This window comes from Tumebacillus algifaecis (assembly GCF_002243515.1).
GTDB classification, from domain to species: domain Bacteria; phylum Bacillota; class Bacilli; order Tumebacillales; family Tumebacillaceae; genus Tumebacillus_A; species Tumebacillus_A algifaecis.
Genome location: NZ_CP022657.1, coordinates 3,656,468 through 3,677,835 on the forward strand (window position 1 = coordinate 3,656,468; position 21,368 = coordinate 3,677,835).

22 protein-coding genes are annotated in these 21,368 nt (G+C 53.2%); 7 read left to right on the plus strand and 15 right to left on the minus strand.

The genetic code is table 11. From position 1 onward, the window contains the following. Positions 1-76 precede the first annotated feature (76 nt). Genes CIG75_RS16095 through CIG75_RS16105 form a run of 3 tightly spaced genes read right to left on the minus strand, consistent with a single transcriptional unit; the run spans position 77 to position 1,549 of the window. The gene (locus tag CIG75_RS16095) at positions 77-298 is read right to left on the minus strand and encodes a YqgQ family protein (protein ID WP_094237550.1); all 222 of its coding nucleotides are present in this window, start codon (positions 296-298) and stop codon (positions 77-79) included. A gap of 13 nt (positions 299-311) precedes the next feature. Then, positions 312-1,115, minus strand: a complete 804-nt coding sequence (locus CIG75_RS16100) for a DUF3109 family protein (protein ID WP_094237551.1) — start codon at positions 1,113-1,115, stop codon at positions 312-314. Further along, complete coding sequence (locus tag CIG75_RS16105; protein WP_094237552.1) at positions 1,112-1,549, minus strand: hypothetical protein; 438 nt, start codon at positions 1,547-1,549, stop codon at positions 1,112-1,114. Before CIG75_RS16105 ends, CIG75_RS16100 begins: the two co-directional genes overlap by 4 nt. 175 nt (positions 1,550-1,724) lie before the next feature. Here CIG75_RS16105 and CIG75_RS16110 point away from each other — a divergent pair, with 175 nt between their 5' ends. Further along, on the plus strand, positions 1,725-2,117 hold the full coding sequence (locus CIG75_RS16110; RefSeq protein WP_094237553.1) for a hypothetical protein: 393 nt from the start codon (positions 1,725-1,727) through the stop codon (positions 2,115-2,117). 17 nt (positions 2,118-2,134) lie between these two features. After that, positions 2,135-3,082 carry a 1,4-dihydroxy-2-naphthoate octaprenyltransferase gene (gene menA / locus CIG75_RS16115; protein WP_094237554.1) on the plus strand — a complete coding sequence of 316 codons (948 nt, stop codon included), beginning with the start codon at positions 2,135-2,137 and terminating at the stop codon, positions 3,080-3,082. A 15-nt stretch (positions 3,083-3,097) separates the two neighbouring features. Here the strand turns inward: menA and CIG75_RS16120 are convergent, their stop codons facing one another. The 3 genes from CIG75_RS16120 to CIG75_RS16130 all read right to left on the minus strand — a co-directional run bounded on the left by CIG75_RS16120 (position 3,098) and on the right by CIG75_RS16130 (position 5,568). Further along, a complete protein-coding gene (locus tag CIG75_RS16120) occupies positions 3,098-3,583 on the minus strand; it encodes a phosphatase PAP2 family protein (protein WP_157729599.1) in 486 nt (161 codons plus the stop codon). A 76-nt stretch (positions 3,584-3,659) separates the two neighbouring features. Beyond that, a complete protein-coding gene (locus tag CIG75_RS21030; protein ID WP_094237556.1) occupies positions 3,660-4,784 on the minus strand; it encodes a hypothetical protein in 1,125 nt (374 codons plus the stop codon). A 190-nt stretch (positions 4,785-4,974) separates the two neighbouring features. Then, positions 4,975-5,568 (minus strand): biotin transporter BioY, encoded by a 594-nt coding sequence (locus tag CIG75_RS16130; protein WP_094237557.1) that lies wholly within the window; start codon positions 5,566-5,568, stop codon positions 4,975-4,977. Positions 5,569-5,671: 103 nt separating this feature from the next. Between CIG75_RS16130 and CIG75_RS16135 the strand changes: the two genes are divergently transcribed. Beyond that, on the plus strand, positions 5,672-6,466 hold the full coding sequence (locus CIG75_RS16135) for an ATP-binding cassette domain-containing protein (RefSeq protein WP_094238473.1): 795 nt from the start codon (positions 5,672-5,674) through the stop codon (positions 6,464-6,466). Next, on the plus strand, positions 6,457-8,187 hold the full coding sequence (locus CIG75_RS16140) for an ATP-binding cassette domain-containing protein (RefSeq protein WP_172844470.1): 1,731 nt from the start codon (positions 6,457-6,459) through the stop codon (positions 8,185-8,187). The genes CIG75_RS16135 and CIG75_RS16140 overlap by 10 nt, the downstream gene beginning before the upstream one ends. 63 nt (positions 8,188-8,250) lie before the next feature. Here CIG75_RS16140 and CIG75_RS16145 read toward each other — a convergent pair whose 3' ends face one another. Genes CIG75_RS16145 through CIG75_RS16155 form a run of 3 tightly spaced genes read right to left on the minus strand, consistent with a single transcriptional unit; the run spans position 8,251 to position 13,612 of the window. Further along, entirely contained in the window at positions 8,251-10,023 is a 1,773-nt protein-coding gene (locus tag CIG75_RS16145) for an acyl-CoA dehydrogenase family protein (protein WP_094237559.1), read from the minus strand. Positions 10,024-10,065: 42 nt separating this feature from the next. Further along, positions 10,066-11,244, minus strand: coding sequence for an acetyl-CoA C-acyltransferase (locus CIG75_RS16150; RefSeq protein WP_094237560.1), 1,179 nt, complete (start codon positions 11,242-11,244; stop codon positions 10,066-10,068). A gap of 28 nt (positions 11,245-11,272) precedes the next feature. Beyond that, positions 11,273-13,612, minus strand: coding sequence for a 3-hydroxyacyl-CoA dehydrogenase/enoyl-CoA hydratase family protein (locus CIG75_RS16155; RefSeq protein ID WP_094237561.1), 2,340 nt, complete (start codon positions 13,610-13,612; stop codon positions 11,273-11,275). A gap of 339 nt (positions 13,613-13,951) precedes the next feature. On the opposite strand from CIG75_RS16155, the gene CIG75_RS16160 reads away from it, so the two are divergent. Further along, a complete protein-coding gene (locus tag CIG75_RS16160) occupies positions 13,952-14,683 on the plus strand; it encodes a 3D domain-containing protein (RefSeq protein WP_094237562.1) in 732 nt (243 codons plus the stop codon). A gap of 700 nt (positions 14,684-15,383) precedes the next feature. Here the strand turns inward: CIG75_RS16160 and CIG75_RS16170 are convergent. Continuing rightward, positions 15,384-15,890, minus strand: a complete 507-nt coding sequence (locus CIG75_RS16170; protein ID WP_094237564.1) for a hypothetical protein — start codon at positions 15,888-15,890, stop codon at positions 15,384-15,386. 136 nt (positions 15,891-16,026) lie between these two features. Here CIG75_RS16170 and CIG75_RS16175 point away from each other — a divergent pair, with 136 nt between their 5' ends. Further along, complete coding sequence (locus CIG75_RS16175; RefSeq protein ID WP_094237565.1) at positions 16,027-16,485, plus strand: acyl-CoA thioesterase; 459 nt, start codon at positions 16,027-16,029, stop codon at positions 16,483-16,485. Between the two features lie 112 nt (positions 16,486-16,597). Here the strand turns inward: CIG75_RS16175 and speD are convergent, their stop codons facing one another. After that, entirely contained in the window at positions 16,598-16,975 is a 378-nt protein-coding gene (gene speD, locus CIG75_RS16180) for an adenosylmethionine decarboxylase (protein ID WP_094237566.1), read from the minus strand. A 448-nt stretch (positions 16,976-17,423) separates the two neighbouring features. Between speD and CIG75_RS16185 the strand changes: the two genes are divergently transcribed. Continuing rightward, positions 17,424-17,684, plus strand: coding sequence for a hypothetical protein (locus CIG75_RS16185; RefSeq protein ID WP_094237567.1), 261 nt, complete (start codon positions 17,424-17,426; stop codon positions 17,682-17,684). A 62-nt stretch (positions 17,685-17,746) separates the two neighbouring features. Here CIG75_RS16185 and CIG75_RS16190 read toward each other — a convergent pair whose 3' ends face one another. From CIG75_RS16190 to CIG75_RS16205, 4 genes are all read right to left on the minus strand, one after another. Next, positions 17,747-18,496 (minus strand): PRC-barrel domain-containing protein, encoded by a 750-nt coding sequence (locus CIG75_RS16190; protein ID WP_094237568.1) that lies wholly within the window; start codon positions 18,494-18,496, stop codon positions 17,747-17,749. Between the two features lie 79 nt (positions 18,497-18,575). Beyond that, a complete protein-coding gene (locus CIG75_RS16195) occupies positions 18,576-19,700 on the minus strand; it encodes a hypothetical protein (protein WP_094237569.1) in 1,125 nt (374 codons plus the stop codon). Between the two features lie 221 nt (positions 19,701-19,921). Further along, positions 19,922-20,359, minus strand: coding sequence for a S1 RNA-binding domain-containing protein (locus CIG75_RS16200; RefSeq protein ID WP_094237570.1), 438 nt, complete (start codon positions 20,357-20,359; stop codon positions 19,922-19,924). Between the two features lie 122 nt (positions 20,360-20,481). Continuing rightward, positions 20,482-21,240, minus strand: a complete 759-nt coding sequence (locus tag CIG75_RS16205; protein WP_157729600.1) for an ATP-binding cassette domain-containing protein — start codon at positions 21,238-21,240, stop codon at positions 20,482-20,484. Between the last annotated feature and the right edge of the window lie 128 nt (positions 21,241-21,368).

Sequence of the window (21,368 nt, forward strand, 5' to 3'; positions counted from 1 at the left end):
TCAACAAAAAACAGCGGGATACTAGCAGTTTGTGAAGGTGTATAATTCTCGCATGATGATTTCCAATATTTCTTAGTTAGCGCTGACGTCCATTTTCCAATTCTGAGTAGGCGCGGCGCAGGGCCAGCTTGAATTTGGTATATTCGCTTGCCTCTAAGTGCTTGTCTTCATAGAGGTCCTCCAGTTCCAAATCCATCAGCACGATGTCATCGAGTGGGCTGCCCGTATAGACGATGATCGCGTACTGTTTGAGGAACTCTCGGACTTTCATCAGTTCCTGATGGGTATTGAGCTCCATGCGAACTCTCCTCTCACGTAGGTTGGTACGAGGCTTCGATCTCCTGCCACAGTTCGTCTCCATAGGTGCGGCAGAGAATCTCTTTCATTTCCTGATAGACCGGGCGATATCGGTCGGGCGCAAAAGCGTCTGCTAAGAGCCCTGCTCGAATATTTTCACTCACCTTCGGCGCGCCTTTGTCGGACGCCCGCAGGCGCAGCGGCAAGTTGGCACAGACAAAATCATGACGATAGGCGCTCCCCCAGCGCGAGAAACGAGCCGTCTCCTCATTTAGCGCCGTGATCAGCAGACGCCCACCCTCCTCGACGATCCATTCGAGCGGAAACAGAGCGCAGGAAAACGGTTTTACCTGTTCAGGCAGGAGTTGCTCCTCCAGCGCATAGCGGTGCGCGGCACAGGCTGGTCCGGCCCCCTCAACCTCGCAGAACAGGCAGTCGTTCTTAAAGGTTGCGATCGTTGGCAGACCTGTCGTCTCCTGATGGCGTTCATAGAGCCCCTGCTGCTGAAGCTGCTCTTGCTTGTCCCGGTGCAAATGGCGCTTCGTCAACTCCGGCAGGTGCAACTCCAGCAATTCGGTCTGCTCGTGAGCGGGCGGAAAGGGGAACCCTCCTTCACAACACGATTCATGATGCGCATGGTGACAGTTGCGGCAGTCGAGCAACACAGGTGTTAGCAGCGCCTTGCTGTCGATGTCGAAACCTTTCCATGCCCGGATCGTCCCGTCCCGCCGTCCCTTTTTCCAATACTTGTGCAGGTGATATGCCTCATTTTCAGTCAGCGGCAACGGAGTGCCGACAAAGCGGTAACGCGATTTCATTCCGGCTGTGGCACCGGAAAGGAGAGTTTGCCAATCTCGCGGATCTTTTGAATCTCCGCGCTGTCTTTTTGATTGGAAAGCACGACGGTGCGGAAGACGATGCCTGCACGGCCTTCGAACTCGATGCCGTAAATGTCGAGCACTTTGCCGACCAAGACATCGCTCTCGTCACCGATGTACACCGCTCCGATCAGTCCGAGCACCGCTTCGACGATCGCTTCCGGCCCTTGATCGCGCAGTCCTTGATTTACCTCATCGAGATAGCAGAGCAGATCGACGATCCCGATGTGCTCCCCGTCCACCTCAAATTGAAACTGTCCGTTCACCGAATGCGGCAACAGACGGCTGGGTGCCCACATCGCGAGCATCATTTCTTCATTAAATATAACCTTCCCATCTTTAATCGTAACTTCTACATTTATTTGATCGCTCATCACGGTACACTCCATTTCTCATGAAAGTCGTGGATATTATACCACAAAAATCTGCTCGCCCCCAAAATGGAAACGTTTGGCGCAACAAGTTAGGGCGAACCTTATATTGGAATCTTATCGATTCCATAGTATAGTTAGTCTCATAGGATCATCGTTTGAGCGGAGGGAATTTTTCATGTACATGGTTGGAGATTTTGGGCGTGTATTGCTGTTGTTCGCTTTGATGACGCCTGTTTTGTTGTTTGTAGGCTTTCATCTGCTCAAGTTGGCCTATGGGGATCGGGAACATGCTGAACCGACCGATGTCGTGGTCATGCCGCCCGACCTAGTCTGGATGAACTACACAAATGATCTTGACACCATCATCGAAATCACCAGCGCCGTCATCCAAGTGCGGCAGGAGCCTCCGGTGTCCTACGCCCAGATCAAACCTTATCTGGAGTCGTATGAGGCGCACAAAGTCGCGCAATTGATCGGCGTGTTTCACGTGTACCGCGAACGGGAGATTCGCCACTATCTAACCACCACCTATCATAAATCAAGCGCTCAAGCGCGCCTTCAACAATAGTGAAGACTGGCCGCAACATGAACGTGGAAAGGAACGAAGCGATGCCTGCGCCTGCCAAAATGAAACCACCTTCTCAACTACAAATCTGGCTTCGTGCAGTCCGCGTTCCTGCTTTGATCGGCACGATCATCCCCGTTCTGCTCGGCGGCGGTTTGGCTTTGATCGACCGTGGATTTGAAGGCTGGACGTTTTTAGCTGTGATGATCGCCGTGATGCTCGTCCAAGCGGGCAGCAATCTGTTTAACGACTACTTCGACTACCACAAAGGCGCAGATGATGAGACCTCGCTGACACAGGCCAATCCACTGCGCAAAGGCTGGTTGAAAGCTTCGCACGTCTATCTGGGCGGCTGGATCTGTTATCTGGCGGCCGCGCTGGTCGGCTACTATATCGTCTCGATCGGCGACTGGCTTATGCTCCTCTTCGGGGTGATCGGACTTCTTCTCGGGTATCTTTACACCGGAACGCGTTTCGCCCTCGCCTATCATGGGCTGGGGGAACTGAGCGTATTCATCGTGATGGGACCACTGATCGTGCTCGGCACGTATTACGCGATGGTCAAAATTCTCTACGGGCATGTCATCTTGAACGCATTGCCGTTCGGTCTGCTCGCCGCGGCCGTGGTGCACGCGAAAAATTTGCGCGACTTAGAGCATGACCGACAGATCGGCAAACGGACGCTGGCAACATTCCTCGGCGAGCGGAAAGCGAAGTGGGAGTTCTATCTCTTGCTTCTGCTCAGCTACTTGACGATGATCGGCATCTGGCTGCTCGGTTACACCCCGCTCTCCTCCCTGCTCGTCCTGATCACCTTGCCACTCGCGTGGAAGACGGTGACCATGGTGGCCAAGTCGAGCGACCCGATGGAGCTGAACATCGGGCTTGGGCTTGCCGTGCTGTTGCAATTGCTGTTTGGAATTTTGAACGTGTTTGGGATTTTCCTCTATTACTTTCTGCAACTTTAAAAGCCATCTTCCCGCCTATGGGAAGATGGCTTTTGTTAGTAAGAGAGCGACACTCGCCCCCAGCATGGCACCAAGCGTGACGTCTGAGGGGTAATGCAGGCCAACATAGACGCGGGAGAGTGCGAGGATGCCCGCCATGATGAGCATCACTGCCCCGACAATCGGAACGAGCCACCATACGGAGACAGCCAGTGCGAAGCCGCACGCCGAGTGGTTGCTGGGGAAAGAGGCGCTGGGACGGTGCTCCAACAGTGGTTTGAACCCTTCGGCAACAAAGGGGCGGGTTCGGAAGTACAGACGCCCGATCAGTTCATTGAGCCCACGGGTGAGCGTAGCGGCCAGAAGCGCCAACAGCACAGCTACGAGCTCCTGCTTCCCACCCTGTACGGCCACCACCCCCATCACGAGGAATAACCAAAGTGGGCCATATTTCGCAATATGCGTCATCGCGCGGTCCAGCAGCTGGGAGCGACCCACATAGCGGCGAATCGAACGCATCATCAGTTTGTCCATGTTACCCCCTGCATTTCAAAAGACCCTGCTCCGACTCGGAACAAGGTCTTTTGGTTTCCGTTGTTTATCTTTTCGCTTCAATATACCCGTAGTTGGACGCTGTGTCGATATGGAAATGGATGCTCGAAGCGCCCGGATACAGACCGTTCCAGCTGATGTCGCGCCCAGAGCGGCTCGTAGCGTCCGCTTTGGACATTCCAGCCACGATACGCATGAACTCTTCGTAGTATGCCAGGTTCTGCCCTTGTGGTGTGAAGCGTTCAAAACGCATGTTGATCGAAGTCGCCGTGTCACCGCTGAACGTCACTTCAACGATGGCAGCACCGCGCAGATAGACCAGTTTGTTGCCCGAACCGCCAAGCGGTTGGTTGAACTGGAAGAAATCCTGCACATTGGCTCGCGACGCGCCAAGCACCGATTTCAGTACCCCGCCTTCAAGCAGCGTCGCTTGAGCGGCTGGAGGTGTCTGTTCAGGCTCAGGAGCCGGAGTTGGTGTCGGCTGTGGAGTCGGGGTTGGCGTTGGTGTCGGCTTTGGAGTTGGGGTTGGCGTCGGCTGTGGAGTTGGCGTCGGTGTCGGTTTGGTGGGTGTCGGCGCCTGACCTGCATTGCCGGTCTTGCCATCCGTCTTCGGAGTGGTGCCTGCGTTGCTCGAGCCGCCCTGTTGCGGTTTGTAGGAGTCGAACGGATTAGGCGCGACTGCGACCGTCTTCCCGTTGGACACAGGTTTCGCTGTCTGTTGCAAAATGGGCTTCGGCGCGTTGTTTTCCTGCGATACTTTTTCCAAACTTGCGCCGCCATCAGACAGCAGTGCCAGATATTCTGGCGGAATTGGTTTGTTCTGTTTGATCAGATCGAGCACGATCACCAAGAAAGACAAGTCATCAGCCTGACTTTCTGCTGTGTCGTCACCAGAAGGAGCAGGTTTTACCACCGCTTCTCCTTTTTCCGTTTCAGAAGTCGCAGTCAGTTCTTTTGACTGGTGCTTCGCCTCTGCGTCTTCTTCCATCGCTTCGACTGTCGGCATGAAGATCTGAAGCAACAGCATGATGCTGCAAAGCAACACCGACGCAAACGAGAACATCGCCCACGTTTTGCCGTACTTCCCTTTGCCCAGCACGTTGCCGATCATCATCGCGATAGAGAACACAGCGATCACACCGAGAACGACTAAGCCAATGGTCAGCAACATGTGTTCACCACCTTTATCACCCATTTGCACTCATTCTTTTCTCCACATTTCGACATGTTCTAGTAAAAATCCTGTTTATCATTTGAATTCAATTTCCAAACATTTCTGTTTTGCACACAGGAACAGCTCGCCGCGCAACCAAAAAGAGGACTGCGCACGAAGCGAGTCCTCTAGTTCCAGTTCTGATCCTTTACTTGAGCGTTACAACTTTCGAGCCGCCTTGACCGACCAGTCGCTCCGCCGGATAGACGCGTCGCACTTGCAGGATGATGAGGCTGGCAACGACCGCTTTGGCCAGATCGCCCGGCCAGAACGGATAAAAACCTGCAATCATCGCCGACTGCCATGTGAGATCAGCGACGCTCTTCAGCCACGGCACACCTCCAAGATAGAGCACGAGGAAGCCGAAAACGAAGGTGACGAACAGCATTTGGATGTGGGCAAACACGCCACTGCCTGTGATACGCTTCGCAACCAAGCCAACCAAAAACGCTGCGACCGGATACATCACGATGAATCCTCCCGTCGGACCTGCCACCAAACCGATCCCGCCATTTCCATGCCACATCGGCAGACCAAACAGCGTCAAAACGACGACGAGCGCCATTGAGAAAAAGCCGTAAAAGGGTCCGAGCAACACTCCGGCAAACAGGATCGCCATGTTGCTGAGCGTGATCGGCACGGGCGAGAACCCGAGGTTGATATTGACGTAACTCAGCACGACCAGCAAGGCGGCGAACAAGGCGCTGAACACCACGCCGCGAACAGAAGATTGTACACCCATTGAAAAACCTCCAGATATTTGTTAACTTTGGTATGTCGATAAGATGACAATTCGCATTGTAGCACAGATCAATCTGCTGTGAAATGAAAAATTTGGAGGACCTATGAAACAACAACTGATCCTTTCTGACGTAAGCGTCGCCTTCGCCACGTCAAAAGGTGTCCATAGCGTTTTAGAAGATATCAACCTGACGATCGAGCAAGGTGAGTGGATCGCGATCATCGGGCAAAACGGCAGCGGCAAGAGCACCTTGGCGAAAGTGCTCTCCCGACTTTGCCCGATCTCGCGCGGCGAACTGAACGTCATTCCTGCACGCGTGCAGATGGTCTTTCAAAATCCAGAAGCGCAGATCGTCGGAGAAACGGTGTATGAGGACGTATGCTTCGGCATGGAAAACGCGGCTGTCCCCCCAGCGGAGATGCCGGAACGGGCACGAGTAGCTTTGGAAAAAGTTGGTTTGGCGCATTTGATCGACCAATCGGTCTCCACACTATCGGGCGGACAGAAACAGTTGCTCGGTATCGCTGGGTGCCTGGCGATGGAGGCTGAAATGATCGTCTTTGATGAGTGCACCGCGATGCTCGACCCGGCCTCGCGGGAGATGGTGCTTAGCGTGGCCAGAGATTTGCAGAGGCAGGGAAAGACGCTGATCTGGATCACGCAATGGATGGAGGAGCTGGCCGATGCTGATCGAGTTCTCGCGTTTTCGGAAGGCAAGACTCGATTTGATGGAACGGCCCAGGCGTTCTTTTACGACGGGATATGTCAAAGCTTAGGCTTTGTGCCGCCCTACGCGGTACAAGTGGCGCAGCACCTGCTGGGACAGGGCGTAGCACTGGCTGGGCGGCCGCTGACGGCGAGCGAATTGAGCGAAGCGGTAGGTGCCCTATGCCAATAAACGTGCAAGGAGTCAGACTGGGGAGCATCTTGGAGGACTTGTCTTTCACGCTGGAAGAAGGAACGATCACCCTATTGGTCGGCCAAACCGGGGCGGGAAAATCGAGTTTGCTCGACCTGCTGAGCGGTTTGAACCGCATGGATGCGGGGACGATCGAGTATGACGGCGTGCCGCTGTGGGCGGGGAAATCGGTGCAGGGAGAGGTGTTGCGAGACATCGGGGTAGTGTTTCAATTTCCTGAGCATCAGCTGTTTGCCCGGACCGTGCAGGCAGAATTTGAATATTCACTGAAGCCGCTCGGTTTGGCGAAGGCAGAGGTGCAAGCACGGACGCTGACAGCACTGCGCGAAGTCGGTCTGCCCGAGGAGATGACTGCGCAAAGCCCGCTTGCGCTCAGTGGCGGGCAAAAACGTCGCGTGGCGCTGGCTTCGACCTTTGCGACCGCTCCCAAGTGGCTGTTCCTCGATGAGCCGACCGCCGGACTCGACCCGCAGGCTGTGCAGCAGTTGCTCGCTTTTTTGCAGACCGTCAAAGACAAGACTGCAGGTGGCCTCATCATCGCCACACATGACCTCGACGCCTTCTTCCCACTCGCCGATCGCGTGTTGCTGTTAGACCGTGGCCGTCTTGCGGCCGATACCACTCCACAGGAGCTGTGTGCAAAGCCAGACCTGTTGCGTCAAGCGCGAGTCGGGCTTCCGAGCAGCGTAGCGCTGTCTGAAGCGTTCGCGACCATCGGGATCACGCTCACCTCCTCCCCGTCGTCTCCCCACGAGATGGCAGCTGAGATTGTCCAACAGTACGAAGCAAGCCAAAGTGCTAACCAGGTGGCGAGCAGCGCGGAGCGGCTCGCTCTGCCGAAGGATGCTCCAAGCGGGACAGATAAGACGCCTCGGCAAGCGGAGGTACGGGCACAGTCGGATAGCGAATCGGAGCATCGAAGCGAGCGTAAACACCCTCAAACAGGCGTTAGCGCGCTCCTGCCGACCCGTTTAGGAGCTGTGCTTCGTTCGCTTGACCCGCGCGCCAAGTGGGCTTTTTATCTGTTGGTATCGCTGGGGGTGCTGGTGCAGACCCGCTGGGTCGGGCTGGCGCTGGCGACACTCATCACGCTGGGCTGCATGTGGGTGGCCGAGATGTGGAAACGCGAAGTGTGGCGGATGACAAAACCATTTTTATACTTTATTGCTTTTTCGATCATGCTGTCCGGACTGAAAATTGGAGCTGGGGTGAGTTTTGAATGGTCGCAAGCCCTGCTTACGTTTCGTCAGCTCTTTAAGTTCCTGCTGTTGATGTTGCTCGGGATGTGGCTTTCGACGACGACCAGTCAACTCATGATGAAGCAGGGCTTAGAAACGGCGCTCGCACCGCTCAAAAAGCTCAAACTGCCCATCGAAGCATTTGCGCTCGCCACGTCGCTGATGCTGCGCTTTGTACCGGTGATCATGCAGGAACTGCGCCGCTTCTCCCGCATCACCAAAGCACGTGGAAAATCGGTCAAAGGCAAGTTGCGCCTGCGTGACATCGGAGCGGTGGTCGTGCCACTTTTGCTATCTGTGCTCCGCCTGGGAGAAGACCTCTCCATCGCGATGGAAGCTCGGGGCTATGCCAGATTTGGCACCCGGCGCACATCTGCGGTGCGGCTTCGTCTGGTCCGCAAGGATCGGGTGCTGCTGCTCATCGGTGCAATGTTGCTCGGCATATTTCTGGTCGCCCGTTAGCGATCCTCACAAAAGAGCCGTTCCTCATCAAGAGGAACGGCTCTTTTCTCAATCGGGCAACGTTTAGTTCACGTAACCTTCTTGCTCTACGATGGTGTTCGCCAGTTCGCGTTTGATCGCGATCGTGTTTTGCGGGGTGTAGCGGGTCAGCTTTTTCAAAATGGAAAGCTGGGTGCGCAGCATGTCGCCTTCTTCCATCGCCGCAAGCGTTTCGCGCGCCAGCAGTTCGATCTTGCCAAACGTGTCGTTGACAAACACTTTGGTCATGTCGATCTTGTGCTTCGCTTCGGCCTCGCCGCCTTTGTCGATCTGCTTCTTGGCGCGGAGCAGGCAGGATTCCATCGCGTAGATTTCGATCATCATGTCGGCCAAGTTGTGCAGAACTTCTTGCTGTTGATCCAAAACGGCTTGGTATTTTTGCACGCCGTAGCCGCCGATCATCAGGAAGATCTTCTTCGCTTTTTCGATCAGGTCGGTTTCAACTGCGAGCGGCTCGCTTTCATCGATCTGGGATGGCATCAGCATCATCAGCTCGCTTTGCAACGCTTGTGCGGCTTGCATAAGCGGCAGTTTGCCTTTCAGCGCGTTCTTCACCAGCGTCCCCGGAATCAACAGGCGGTTGACTTCGTTAGTGCCTTCGAAAATGCGGTTGATGCGGGAGTCGCGGTACATCGTCTCAATCGGGTATTCGTTGATAAAGCCGTAGCCGCCGTGGATTTGAACGCCTTCGTCAACGACGAAGTCGAACGCTTCCGAAGCAAATACTTTCGAGATCGAGCACTCGATCGCATATTCGGCAATCGCATCGGCAACCGCTTTGCCGGACGCTTGCTCACCGGACAGCGCCGTTTCGATCAGGCCGCCGATGCGGTAGATCATCGACTCGGTCGCATAGGTGCGGATGTTCATCTCTGCCAGTTTTTCACGGATCAACGGGAACTTCGCGATCGGCTGACCGAACTGCTTGCGCTCGTTGGCATACTTGGCGGACAGCTCGAGGGCATACTTGGAAGAACCGATGCAACCTGCCGCCAACTTGTAACGGCCAATGTTCAAAATGTTGAACGCGATCACATGGCCGCGGCCAACTTCGCCGAGCAGGTTTTCAACCGGAACGGCCACATCTTCGAGGATCAGCGGACGAGTGGAAGACGCTTTGATCCCCATTTTCTTCTCTTCCGGACCGGTCGATACGCCCGGATACTCTTTTTCAACGATGAACGCGGAGAACTTGTCACCATCCACTTTCGCATAGACCACAAACACGTCTGCAAACCCTGCGTTGGTGATAAACTGCTTCGTGCCGTTCAGGATGTAGTGTGTGCCTTCCGAGTTCAGCACGGCGGTCGCCTTCGCGCCCAGCGCATCAGAGCCCGAACCTGGCTCGGTCAGGCAGTAGGCTGCAAATTTTGCTCCGCTCGCCAGATCGGGCAGGTATTTCGCCTTTTGCTCTTCGTTGCCGAAGAAGACGATCGGCAAGGTACCGATGCCGACATGCGCACCGTGCGAAAGTGCAAACGAACCACCGCGGGTGATGTGTTCGGTGATCAAGGTCGAAGAGATCTTGTCAAGTTCCAGACCTTCGTTCGCTTCTGGGATGTCTGCTGCCAGCAGGCCGAGATCGGCCGCTTGCTTCAGCAATTTTACGGTCAGGTCGATGTCCAACTTCTCCAACTGCTCACGATGCGGAACGACTTCCCCTTCAATAAAATCTGAAGTCATCTTCGCGATCATCTTCTGCTCATCGGTGAAATCTTCCGGGGTGAACACATCTGCCGCATCCGTCTGTGTGATGACAAAGGAACCGCCGCGCACAATGTCTTTCAATTCGCTCATCGTGATCTTCCTCCTCAGGAGTTATGTTTCTGTCCGTTACGTTTAGACCAGTTCAAAGACGCCTGCTGCGCCCATGCCGCCGCCGATGCACATCGACACGACGCCATAGCGGCCACCACGGCGACGCAGCTCGTTCAAAATCGAAACGGTCAGCTTCGTGCCTGTGCAACCAAGCGGATGACCAAGCGCGATCGCACCTCCGTTGACATTGACTTTCTCCGGGTCGAGTCCAAGCTCTTTTACCACGTAGAACGCCTGTGCCGCGAACGCTTCGTTGATCTCGAACAGGTCGATGTCTTGCAACGACAGCCCCGCCTGCTTCAGCGCCTTGGGAATGGCGACCACCGGGCCGACGCCCATGATGTCCGGGTCAACGCCGCCAACTGCGAACGAGCGAAATACTGCCAGCGGCTTAGCACCAAGCTGTGCCGCCTTTTCTGCCGACATCAACACGGTCGCTGCTGCGCCATCAGACGTTTGCGACGAGTTGCCTGCGGTGACCGAGCCTTGCACGTGGAACGCAGGGCGCAGTTTACCGAGCACTTCCAGCGTGGTATCTGGACGCACACCTTCATCCGTATCAAATAAGAACTCCGACACTTGCTGCTTGTTGTTCGCCCCCACCGTCACGTTGCGCACGGTGATCGGAACGATCTCCTCTTTAAACTTGCCTGCTGCGATCGCAGCCGCCGCGCGCTGATGCGAGCGTACTGCAAATTCGTCCTGCTGCTCACGAGTGATGCCAAAGCGCTGCGCCACCTGTTCTGCCGTATGGCCCATGCCCATGTACACGTCGGGCAGGTTGTCAACAAGCCACGGATTAGGAGCCAACTTGTAGCCGACCATCGGCACCATCGACATGCTCTCCACGCCGCCTGCGATCACCGTATCTGCCGCGCCGATCATGATGTTCTGCGCTCCGATGGCGATCGATTGCAGACCGGATGAGCAGAAGCGGTTGACCGTCATGCCCGACACGTTGGTCGGGAGCCCGGCGCGCATCGCGACGATGCGGCCGAGGTTCATCCCTTGTTCTCCTTCTGGAATCGCACATCCAATGATGACATCTTCAATCTCTTTCGGGTCGAGCCCGCCGACGCGGTTGATCGCTTCCTGCACGACCAGACCGCCAAGGTCTTCCGGGCGCGTGTTTCGAAGCGACCCTTTATGTGAGCGGCCTACAGCCGTTCTGACAGCCGATACGATCACTGCTTCACGCATTCTGTGTTCCCTCCTCGATCTGCCCGCGCTAGTTGCGGAGCGGTTTTCCTTTGGCCAGCATGTGTTGCATGCGTTGCTGTGTGAGCGGTTCGCCGCACAGCGACAGGAACGCCTCACGCTCCAGATCGAGCAGATACTGCTCTGTCACTTCGGTGCCCGCTGCGATCCGTCCGCCAGACAGCACGGTCGCGACCTTCTCCGCAATCTTCACGTCATGCGCCGACGCATGGCCGCTCAACTGCAATTGTCTCGCCCCGAGCTTCATCACAGAATAACCTGCTTCACCGACCACTTTGATCTTCTTTTGCACCGGTGGGCGATAGTTATCTGCCAGCGCCAGCACCGATTGTTTGGCGTCATAGAGCAAGTAGTCGCTGTTGACCGTCATGGCATCCGACTTGCGGAAGTACCCTAGTTCCTGCCCTTCGCGGAAGGAGGTGGAGACTTTCGCCAACGCAATCGTTTCAAAGGCTCGGTTGACGTACGGTTGCAGGTCAGCCCCGGCCGGAACGTTCTCGATGTTGCGCAAGAGCAGCTCTTTGTTGCCGCCGCCACCAGGAAGCAGACCGACCCCCACTTCGACGAGGCCAAAATAGGATTCGGCCGCACCTTGAATCTTGTCGGCTGGGAAACACACTTCGGCGCCACCGCCAAGCGTCATCGAAAATGGAGCGGCCACGACCGGTTTGTCGAGGTACTTCAGCGCTAGAGTCGCATTTTGGAACTGGCGGATGATCAGGTCGATCTCTTCCCAGTTGTCATCTTGCGCTTCCATCAAGATCATCATCAGGTTGGCCCCTACGCAGAAGTTTTTGGCTTGGTTGCCGATGACCAGACCTTGGTAGTTTTTCGATACTTCGTCTGCCGCGTAGAACATCATCTGGATGATATCGGTGCCGATCGCTTGGTTCAACGAGTGGAACTCCAGCGCGGCAACGCCGTCGCCCAGATCGATCAGCGATGCGCCTGTATTCTTCTTGATCACCTTGTTTTGCGCTTTCAGTGCGGACAAGGAAATGATCTCTTTTTTCTCTTCCAGACCTTTGAAGTCACCTTGCAGCGTGTAGAACGACTTGTGTCCAGCCTCTTCTTCGTAGAACGTCTTTTTGCCTGTTGCGAGCAGGTTTTTCACCCATGCTGGAACGGTGTCACCTTCCGCTTCCATGCGCTCAACCGATTTGGCTACCCCGATCAAATCCCACGTTTCAAACGGGCCCGTTTCCCAGTTGAAGCCCCATTTCAGCGCACGGTCGATGTTGACGATATCGTCCGCGATCTCTTCGGCGCGCTCTGCACTGTACAACAAGGTGCGCTTCAAGACGCTCCAGAGGAACTCGCTCGCCGCATCTTTTCCATAGACGAGGGCTCGAACTTTTTCCTTTAAGGTCTTTTGCAGTTTTGCCGCTTCAAGCGATGCAGATTTCAGCTTCTTGCGCGGGCGGTATTCGAGTGTTTCATAGTCGAGCGCGAGAATGTCCTTGCCTACTTTTTTGAAAAAGCCTTGTTTCGCCTTCTGACCGAGCATGCCGCGCTCGACCATCTGCTTCATGAAATCAGGAATCACAAACGTCGCTTTTTCCGCTTCATCGGTGACCGAGTCATGGCAGTTATTCGAAACGTGAACGAACGTGTCGAGGCCGACGATGTCGAGGGTGCGGAACGTCGCCGATTTCGGACGACCAAGCACCGGACCTGTCAAGGCATCCACTTCATCAACGCCAAGCCCGTGTTTGATCATTTCCTGCACGGTGACCATCAAACCGTAGGTGCCGATGCGGTTGGCGATAAAATTGACCGTGTCTTTGCAGAACACGACGCCTTTGCCCAGCTTCTTCTCGGCAAATCCCGCCATGAACGCGATCACATCTGGCGAGGTGTCAGGTCCAGGAATGATTTCGAGCAATTTCATGTAGCGCGGCGGGTTGAAAAAGTGCGTGCCAAGGAAATGCTCGCGAAACGTCTGGCTTCTGCCTTCGACCATCGCGGCGATCGACAGGCCCGAAGTGTTCGAAGATACGATCGTGCCTGGGCGGATCACGCCTTCCAGCTTTTCAAACAGGTTTTGTTTGATCGCGAGGTTTTCAACCACTACCTCAATCACCCAATCGACTTCGGTCAAGCGGTGGAGGTCGTCTTCCAAGTTGCCCACCTCAATAAGTGCGAGGTCGTGCGGGCTATACAATGCAGCCGGTTTTTGCTTCAGCAAACCGTCGCGGCCGCGTTTTGCGAGTACGTTACGATCTTCTGCCCCTTGGGGCACGATGTCGAGGAGCAGGCTCGGCACCCCTACGTTGGCTAGATGTGCGGCGATCCCTGCGCCCATGACGCCAGAGCCGATCACGGCCACCTTGCGAATCTTACGTTCCATCTCCCATGCCTCCTTCGTCTCGTCCGTTACATCTTCTGTAGAAATGTATGGATCGGACGCTGCAATTATCTCTTTCGACAGATCGCACCTCCCCCAACCAAACGGTCGGTCGAAATGCGACAAAAAAATAGGCGTGTGTAAAATTGACTATTCAGTCAGACTCTCTTTGTTCTTATTCTATTCGATCTTTCGAAATCATTCCAGCCCTAAACTGATATTTCTTCCGAGAAATTTTCGCGAATTCCGAAAGTTTCTGCAGCGATAGGTTTATAGACTGCTAAACGTGGCGAGTCTAGTGACAAGAAAACAAAAACCTCAAGATTGAACGGAGGACACCAAATGATGAACCTTAATCACGCAATGCTCGCTCTGGTGCTGAGTTTCTTCTTTGTGATCACACAGCTGAGCACACCGGTTCAAGCCGGATCTGATCTTCAGTTCTTGGCAAGTACGACCGATCAGGAAGGCGTCTTGTACGGCCCCCCGATTCCAAGTCAAATTCCTACGCTGGCATCGCGCTCCGGCTCGAACTTGCCAAAAGATGTACTCACCATCACCCCCCAGACGTTAGCTTATACGGTCCAAAAGGGTGATTCCCTCTACGAAATCGCCAAAGTATTCGGTACTTCTCCCCAAGCGCTGAGCCAAATGAACAGCATCGCGAACCCTAGTCTGCTGACCGTCGGTCAGGAACTGCAAGTCCCGAATATAAACAATCAGCAAATCACTACCGACTACAAAATCAAGCAGGTGCTGAGCGCCGACCTGACCGCGTACACAGCAGGACCGGAATCGACTGGCAAATCACCTGGTCACCCAGCCTACGGAATTACTGCGAGCGGCAAGTATGTCAAAGACCAGCACACCATCGCCACCGACCCCGCTGTCATCCCGCTTGGCACCAAAGTCTATATTGAAGGAATAGGAATCCGCACGTCCGAGGACACTGGCGGCGCGATTCTTGGCAATCGGATTGACGTCTACATGAATGATCTGAAGGAGGCCATCCAGTTTGGCGTAAAACGCAACATCAAAGTCTACATCTTAGAAGACAGCGACGTATCCGCATAAATTAAAAAGGCGAAAAGGATTTGCGCGCATCCTTTCGCCGATTATGCAGAGCCCGAAACAGGGTACGCCGACCTCGGTTATGCCCTCCTGCAAGATTTCAATCACAAAGCTAAGCAACTCTCCCCATTCCGCACCATCACACCATATAGATGCTCAATATCTGCCCACATTATCATCTGTTGGTGGTCGGATTATTTCCCGATCGCTTTCCTCGCATCATAGCAACCATTTTGCTGCCCGCACAACTTCAGTCTCCCAACTTCTCCCCACCTATGCCTTGCTTGCACGAGCGATCGATAGAAGTTGAAATGCTCGATTCTCCTAGATCAGGAGCAAGGGGCAAGTTCTCCACTTTTGCACCAGACCTGCACGGCGAGCTACTCCCTACTCCCTACTCCCTACTCAATACTCAATACTCAATACTCAATACTCAATACTCAATACTCAATACTCAATACTCAATACTCAATACTCAATACTCAATACTCAATACTCAATACTCAATACTCAATACTCAATACTCAATACTCAATACTCCCGCATCTAGCACCACGACTTCATCAAGACACTTTAAATCGTCATCAGCCCCCACCCAACAGGAGCGTACGAAACTGATCGGTCTTCACGCGGTTGGCTAGATTCGATACTTCAAGCGTTTCGATTTAGCAGATCAGGGCTTTCGACAATTTCCTAGGAAATATTAGGCAACCTCGACATCACTCACGATTTCTACACGGACGACGAAGTGATCGTGCGTGAGGACGCGGATACGAGCTTTTTTGCGCAGTCCTTGCAGTAGCTTTCTTGGCACATAGTAGCGAGCCGCTCGACCAGCTACATTGATCGTGACTTGGTAAAGGTCGCCGATGTAGGGGAGCGGCACGTGATTCACTTCTTCGATCGTTCCGGTGACCAGCACCAATTCATCCGATTTTTCTATAAAATGAGCACACGCCGTATAATACATCGCGACAAGCATCGTGTTGCTGTACGTAGAAAGGGCAAACAGAAAAGTACCCGCGCCCCCGGCGGCCAGCAAGATTACCACCAGCCAATTGATCGCATCGCCAGTCGCCATCTTCCAAATGATGCTGGCTACGACTGCCAAGACGACCATAGCGGAGCCGAATACGACACGCTTGACACGATCGCGTTTCGCCTGCCATTGAACTGCCCGGCTTTTGATCTCATCGAGCATGCCTTTCACCTACTTTCCACCTCTTACATGACTTCATTATGACATGCTACCCTATGAATTTCCGTGCAAAAATCTTGCCAGTTCCACAAAACTTGACCGACCGGTCGTTCGAATATAAGATGGTAACACAGAGGAGGTTAACGTGATGTTCGATCTTGATGTCCTATCTTATTTTCGCTTTGTTTCACCTGCGCGCGTGCGTTTTGCCGAAACGGATGCCAACGGACACATGAACCACGTGTCGGTTGTGATCTATATGGAGCAAGCACGCTGTGATTACCTGAGCGCCTTGGATCTGTTCAGCATGGAGCAGATGGCCCGTGCAGGCAAGACGTTCGTGCTGGCTCGGCAAGCGATCGACTATAAGTCGCAAGCCTATTTTAATGATACGGTCGATACGTATGCCCGCGTTTCGCGCTATGGCCGCTCCTCGCTCGACATCGACTATGTGCTGATCAATCGTCAATCCCGCTCCGTGATCGCTACGGCTACGAGCACGCTCGTCTATTTCGATACCCACACACAAAAAAGCACCCCGTTGCCAGACGACCTGCGTGAGCGCGTCGAGCAGCTGGATGCTTCCTATCCACCGATCTCGCTGTAAAGCAGATCGGTTTTATGCTTGTTGTGCGAACCCTCCAAAGAAAAAGCCCCTTTCGTCTCGTTAGCGAAAGGGACCACCTCCCATTTTGGGATCAAACCCAACCGTTTTTGTTTTACTTAAGTACTTCGATCGGACCTTCCAAACCACGCTTGAGCATTTTGTCAAAAATGCGTTGCGGCTTGAAAATCTCCAACAGGTAGTCGATCGCAACTTGAGGATCCACAGTATCACCACAGGTGTAGCAATCCAATGCAGCGAAACCTTTTTCCGGATACGTATGAATCGACAGGTGAGATTCGGACAACAATACGAGTACAGTTGCACCTTGCGGGTCAAATTGCTTGTATTGTACCGAAAGAACAGTCGCGCCGCTCTTCTCAGCCGCTTCAACCATGCGATCCTTCAGGAATTCGCCATTGTTCAGGATGTCAAACTCTACACCCCATGTGTCAACTGCAACGTGTCTGCCGAAAGTAGAATATTCTTCCATCTACTTCGTCCCCCTTCCCTATCAAACAATTATATGGTCATTGTTCGCTAGGACCTGCGTCATTCACTACAGGGGGAGGTTAGTCCGATGAGGTCCCAACCCTTTCAAGTGAATCCTGGTTCCTATTGTTATTTGACTCAACAGCAAAGAGAATATCATGTTTCGCGAGGAACTTCAATAGGCTTCACCAAAGTTTTTCAGTACACCCAAATCTATTTTTTGTTGGGATTGTATGTTTCTGGTGCTTTGTCAGTTTTTGACGAATATTTATACACTATGTTGAATTTTATTTGCATGATTACACCCTATATCTTATGTGAGGAAAGCTTGATTTGACTGCGAAATTGGGGAGTTGTTATGAATTTCTTACGTTTGGGATATGCAAGCAGTCTGGCGGGAGATAATACGAAGGAATTTCGACACAAGATAAAAAAAGGAGGGAAAACGTTTGGAACATCTGACTCCAGACAGCGGGAATCTTGAGCAGTCGGTGGATGCGTTTTGCCAATACATTTGGGACCATTATGAAGAAAACCCGGCGATTCTGCCCTGTGAAGTGACGATCAATCAAGTCGGCACCGGAATTTTTGCCAAGGTGGATGAGGACGGATTGTATTTTGAGGCGAATGGTGAAGAGTTTGACCTGGAAGAATTTTTCATGACCAACAATTTGCGTTCGGACACGTTAGGATTCACACCGCATGCATAATCAAAAGTGGCAGCCTCCATCTGGAAGCTGCCACTTTTCATATGTTCGGTTCGAGTGCTTGCTCAGCTGATGGGTACAGCCAGACGGTTCAATTTCATGAACAGCATCGGGCCGATCGCTTTGACCATCTCGACCAGCTCTTCCGTGATGACGGTGCCTTGAGCTGCGATCAGCTCACCCGTTTCGGAGAGCAGATCGTCGCTGAGCACTTTGCCGATCAGATAGCCAGAAGCGGACGCAGGCGGCTCAGACGTCTCTGCCGAAGCAGCCGTCTCCGCCACAGAATCGCTGACGAGCGTAAGCGAAGCCGTTTTGGGTTCATTGAGAGAAGCGACGATTTGCGCTTCGTCGTGGATGACGATGACGTCGCGGCCAAACGTCATGATGTTCGGCTTGTGAAAGTATTTGACAGAATCGGTGCTCCCCTGTTCCAAAAAGGAGCAGGCGGTGATCACACCCGTTTCTTCATCGACATAAAACTCGTCAACCGAACCAAGCAACTGCCCTTTGCGGGACAGGACGCGGGTCCCGATCACCTGATAGCCGAGGAGGATCAGGTCGCGTGCGTTCTCCACGTGGGAGATCTCTTGGATGGCAGCGCCCGACTCGACAGTCACCGCAAAGTCGCCGACTCCGATCGCAGAGGAATAGGGCAAGGCGTACACCCCGATCGAGTTTTGTTCATTTTCGACGAGGAACAGTTGCACATTTCCCGTGTCCGGTTTGATAATCAATTGTTTGACCGTTCCGATCTCGGCACCGTCAATCAAACTAAAGATGGGAAGGCCTAAAATATCGATGCTTTTTTTCATCTTGAATACGCTCCTTGCAAAATGTTCATTAAGAATGCCTATGTTCAAATCATGTGCAATTTAATAGATGATCTGTAGATTACGATGCTTCTTGCAATTTATCCTTCATCGACTCCGGAAGTTGTGCCAAGCAAGCTTGCAGTTCTTCTTTCAACATATCTTTTAATTCCTGATCGGTGCACACAGCGACGGCCGCATCAAAAGCGGTGACCGCACGCTCCCACTGAGCGTTCCCCTTCGCCTCATAGCCTGTGGCGATCTGCAGATTCAGCCAAGCGGACAATTCCTCGTCCGCCAACGGAGGCCGTTCCAGCGCCTTCTGTTCGGCAACGTCTGTCTGCATCTGTGGAGTTTCTTCATCATGTACAAGGACGTCTGCCTGCACCAGCGGAGTTTCTTCCTCCTCATGTACAAGAACGTTTACCTGCACTTGCGGAGCTTCTTCCTCTTCATGGACAAGAGCGTCTGCCTGCACTTGCGGAGTTTTTTCCTCCTCATTTACAAGAACGTTTACCTGCACTTGCGGAGTTTCTTCCTCCTCATGGACAAGAGCGTCTGCCTGCACTTGCGGAGCTTCTTCCTCCTCATGGACAAGAGCGTCTGCCTGCACTTGCGGAGTTTCTTCCTCCTCATGGACAAGAGCGTCTGCCTGCACTTGCGGAGTTTCTTCCTCCTCATGGACAAGAGCGTCTGCCTGTACCTGCGGGGCTTCTTCCTCTTCATGTACAAGAGCGTCTGCCTGCACTTGCGGAGTTTCTTCCTCCACATGTACAAAAACATCTGCCTGTACCTGCGGAGCTTCTTCCTCCACATGTACAAAAACATCTGCCTGTACCTGCGGAGCTTCTTCAAATGCTTCCGCTTGCCCAAAAATCGGTTCGCTGGAAGTGAATGTTTGTTCTGCAACTGGAATCGTCTGTGTGGTCGATGGTTCCCCTGATACTTCTTGCAGCGACCGCTCAGTCGGTGCTGTGTGATAACCGCGCAAGCTGAGCGCGAGGGTCATACAGCAACATGCCGCAGCGATCGGAAGCGGGCCAGCTAATTGAGCTGTGATCGGGCCGATCCCCATCGCACCGATCGTAAGGATCAGACTCCCCCACATTTTTCTGCGTTTCGACCAGTTCCGTTGGCCTGCCCATTCAATAAACAATCCGAGCATCGCCACCGCACAGCCGATCGACAAGGCGTACGTGATGAACATACAACTTTGCCTCCTCTGTATTCGCGAAAAATGTAATTTGAATAAATGGTTTTAAAAATACCTGCTTATACGAATCTATTATATTCCTAATTATCTGCTTTCCGCGTAAGACAAAAGACATGAATTCTGACAATTAACAGGTGCCTATAGTCCCGATTTTGGCACAAAAAAAAGCACTCTGACAGGTCAGAGTGCTTCTTTCTGCTCATTTGGAAAAAGGCTTACAGACCAGCCTTTTTAACCCATTCTTTGAGTTGGTCTGCCATGGTGTTGAACGGTTCGGTAGAAGCGTCCGAATGTGCGATGGTAGTAGCCGGGCCGCCAGCTTTGCGAGCGCCGCCGCCTTTGTTGCCGCCACCCTTCGCGTTGTTCGAACGGCCACCGCCGTTGCCACCACGGCGCGGACGGTCGGAACCTTCCGGCTTCGGTTGGGTTTCTTTGATCGACAAGGAGATCTTGCCGGTGTCTTCCACGTTCAGTACCTTAACTTGAACAACATCACCGACGTTCAAAACATCGTTGATATCATTGATAAAGGTATGAGAAACTTGGGAGATGTGAACAAGACCAGTCTTGCCCTCTGCCAGCTCTACAAACGCACCAAACGATTTAATACCTGTGACTTTGCCTTCGACGACGGAACCAACTTCAATAGACAAATTACAACGCTCCTTTTATCAACACAAAAGATAGATACTATTATACCGTTTTTCCTACAAAATCACCACTAAAAAATTACTACCCGCCAAAAAAGCCCCTCGCATCGCGAGGAGCCCCTCGTTTAGCGCTGACCTGCCCACCACAGATAGGCGTCTGTGAGCGTCGGCGTCACTTGACTGACTTCTTCATAAGGAACAAAATCAGCGATCTCTCTGACGTACACGCCATCTTCCAGCATTTTCACAGCGGTGACGATTCGTCCCTCTGCTGCCTGCGGCAGTTTCGGCGCCACATACTCCCACACCTTACCTTCCACCCAGGAATAGGCCGTATTGGCGCTGACATGCGCCGCTTCTTTTTCCGGGTGCAACAAACAGAGCGTATCGAGCAAACCTTCCAGCGAGTCACCTAAATTGCTCGCCACCACCACCACGCGCTCTTTCGCCGCTTCTCCAAGTGCGTACCCGATCATCATTCGTTCCTGCTCGCTCAATTCGGCTAAAACTTCATCGAGCAACAGCACCTGCGAGTCGCTGAGCAACGCTTTCGCCACCAGTGCCTTGCTCTTCATCAACGTAGAAAGTTCACCGATCGTCCGATCCGCCCAACGGTTCAAGTACATCAACTCGATGCTGTCATTCACTTTGCGAGTTACGTCTTCTCTCGGGATCGCCTTGGTTCCGGCCATGTAGCAAAGGTACTCTTTTATCGTAAGTTCATGGAAGGAATCCATCGCTCGTGATACATAACAAGTCTGCCCATTTGTTCCTTCCTCTACTTGGGCCATCTTTTTCAACAGACGTGTCTTGCCTACACCGCGTGGTCCCAACACTCCGTTGTAGCCGGTGCCAAATTGTAGTCCATCCACTTGAATCTTCATGGTCGATCCCTCCCGTTTCATGCTCTACCCTATTAGTCGAAGGAGTCAGTTATTTCGTTTCACATTCCGACAACTTTTTGCCAAAAATTTTATTAGGCAATTCGACTGCCGTTTAAGCGCCCCTGTGC

What these genes read in the sequence shown, in the direction of transcription:
- CIG75_RS16095 (WP_094237550.1), bottom strand. Translation starts at nt 298, where the DNA reads ATGGAGCTCAATACCCATCAGGAACTGATGAAAGTCCGAGAGTTCCTC.
- CIG75_RS16100 (WP_094237551.1), bottom strand. Translation starts at nt 1,115, where the DNA reads ATGAAATCGCGTTACCGCTTTGTCGGCACTCCGTTGCCGCTGACTGAA.
- CIG75_RS16105 (WP_094237552.1), bottom strand. Translation starts at nt 1,549, where the DNA reads ATGAGCGATCAAATAAATGTAGAAGTTACGATTAAAGATGGGAAGGTT.
- CIG75_RS16110 (WP_094237553.1), top strand. Translation starts at nt 1,725, where the DNA reads ATGTACATGGTTGGAGATTTTGGGCGTGTATTGCTGTTGTTCGCTTTG.
- menA (WP_094237554.1), top strand. Translation starts at nt 2,135, where the DNA reads ATGAACGTGGAAAGGAACGAAGCGATGCCTGCGCCTGCCAAAATGAAA.
- CIG75_RS16120 (WP_157729599.1), bottom strand. Translation starts at nt 3,583, where the DNA reads ATGATGCGTTCGATTCGCCGCTATGTGGGTCGCTCCCAGCTGCTGGAC.
- CIG75_RS21030 (WP_094237556.1), bottom strand. Translation starts at nt 4,784, where the DNA reads ATGTTGCTGACCATTGGCTTAGTCGTTCTCGGTGTGATCGCTGTGTTC.
- CIG75_RS16130 (WP_094237557.1), bottom strand. Translation starts at nt 5,568, where the DNA reads ATGGGTGTACAATCTTCTGTTCGCGGCGTGGTGTTCAGCGCCTTGTTC.
- CIG75_RS16135 (WP_094238473.1), top strand. Translation starts at nt 5,672, where the DNA reads ATGAAACAACAACTGATCCTTTCTGACGTAAGCGTCGCCTTCGCCACG.
- CIG75_RS16140 (WP_172844470.1), top strand. Translation starts at nt 6,457, where the DNA reads ATGCCAATAAACGTGCAAGGAGTCAGACTGGGGAGCATCTTGGAGGAC.
- CIG75_RS16145 (WP_094237559.1), bottom strand. Translation starts at nt 10,023, where the DNA reads ATGAGCGAATTGAAAGACATTGTGCGCGGCGGTTCCTTTGTCATCACA.
- CIG75_RS16150 (WP_094237560.1), bottom strand. Translation starts at nt 11,244, where the DNA reads ATGCGTGAAGCAGTGATCGTATCGGCTGTCAGAACGGCTGTAGGCCGC.
- CIG75_RS16155 (WP_094237561.1), bottom strand. Translation starts at nt 13,612, where the DNA reads ATGGAACGTAAGATTCGCAAGGTGGCCGTGATCGGCTCTGGCGTCATG.
- CIG75_RS16160 (WP_094237562.1), top strand. Translation starts at nt 13,952, where the DNA reads ATGATGAACCTTAATCACGCAATGCTCGCTCTGGTGCTGAGTTTCTTC.
- CIG75_RS16175 (WP_094237565.1), top strand. Translation starts at nt 16,027, where the DNA reads ATGTTCGATCTTGATGTCCTATCTTATTTTCGCTTTGTTTCACCTGCG.
- speD (WP_094237566.1), bottom strand. Translation starts at nt 16,975, where the DNA reads ATGGAAGAATATTCTACTTTCGGCAGACACGTTGCAGTTGACACATGG.
- CIG75_RS16190 (WP_094237568.1), bottom strand. Translation starts at nt 18,496, where the DNA reads ATGAAAAAAAGCATCGATATTTTAGGCCTTCCCATCTTTAGTTTGATT.
- CIG75_RS16195 (WP_094237569.1), bottom strand. Translation starts at nt 19,700, where the DNA reads ATGTTCATCACGTACGCCTTGTCGATCGGCTGTGCGGTGGCGATGCTC.
- CIG75_RS16205 (WP_157729600.1), bottom strand. Translation starts at nt 21,240, where the DNA reads ATGAAGATTCAAGTGGATGGACTACAATTTGGCACCGGCTACAACGGA.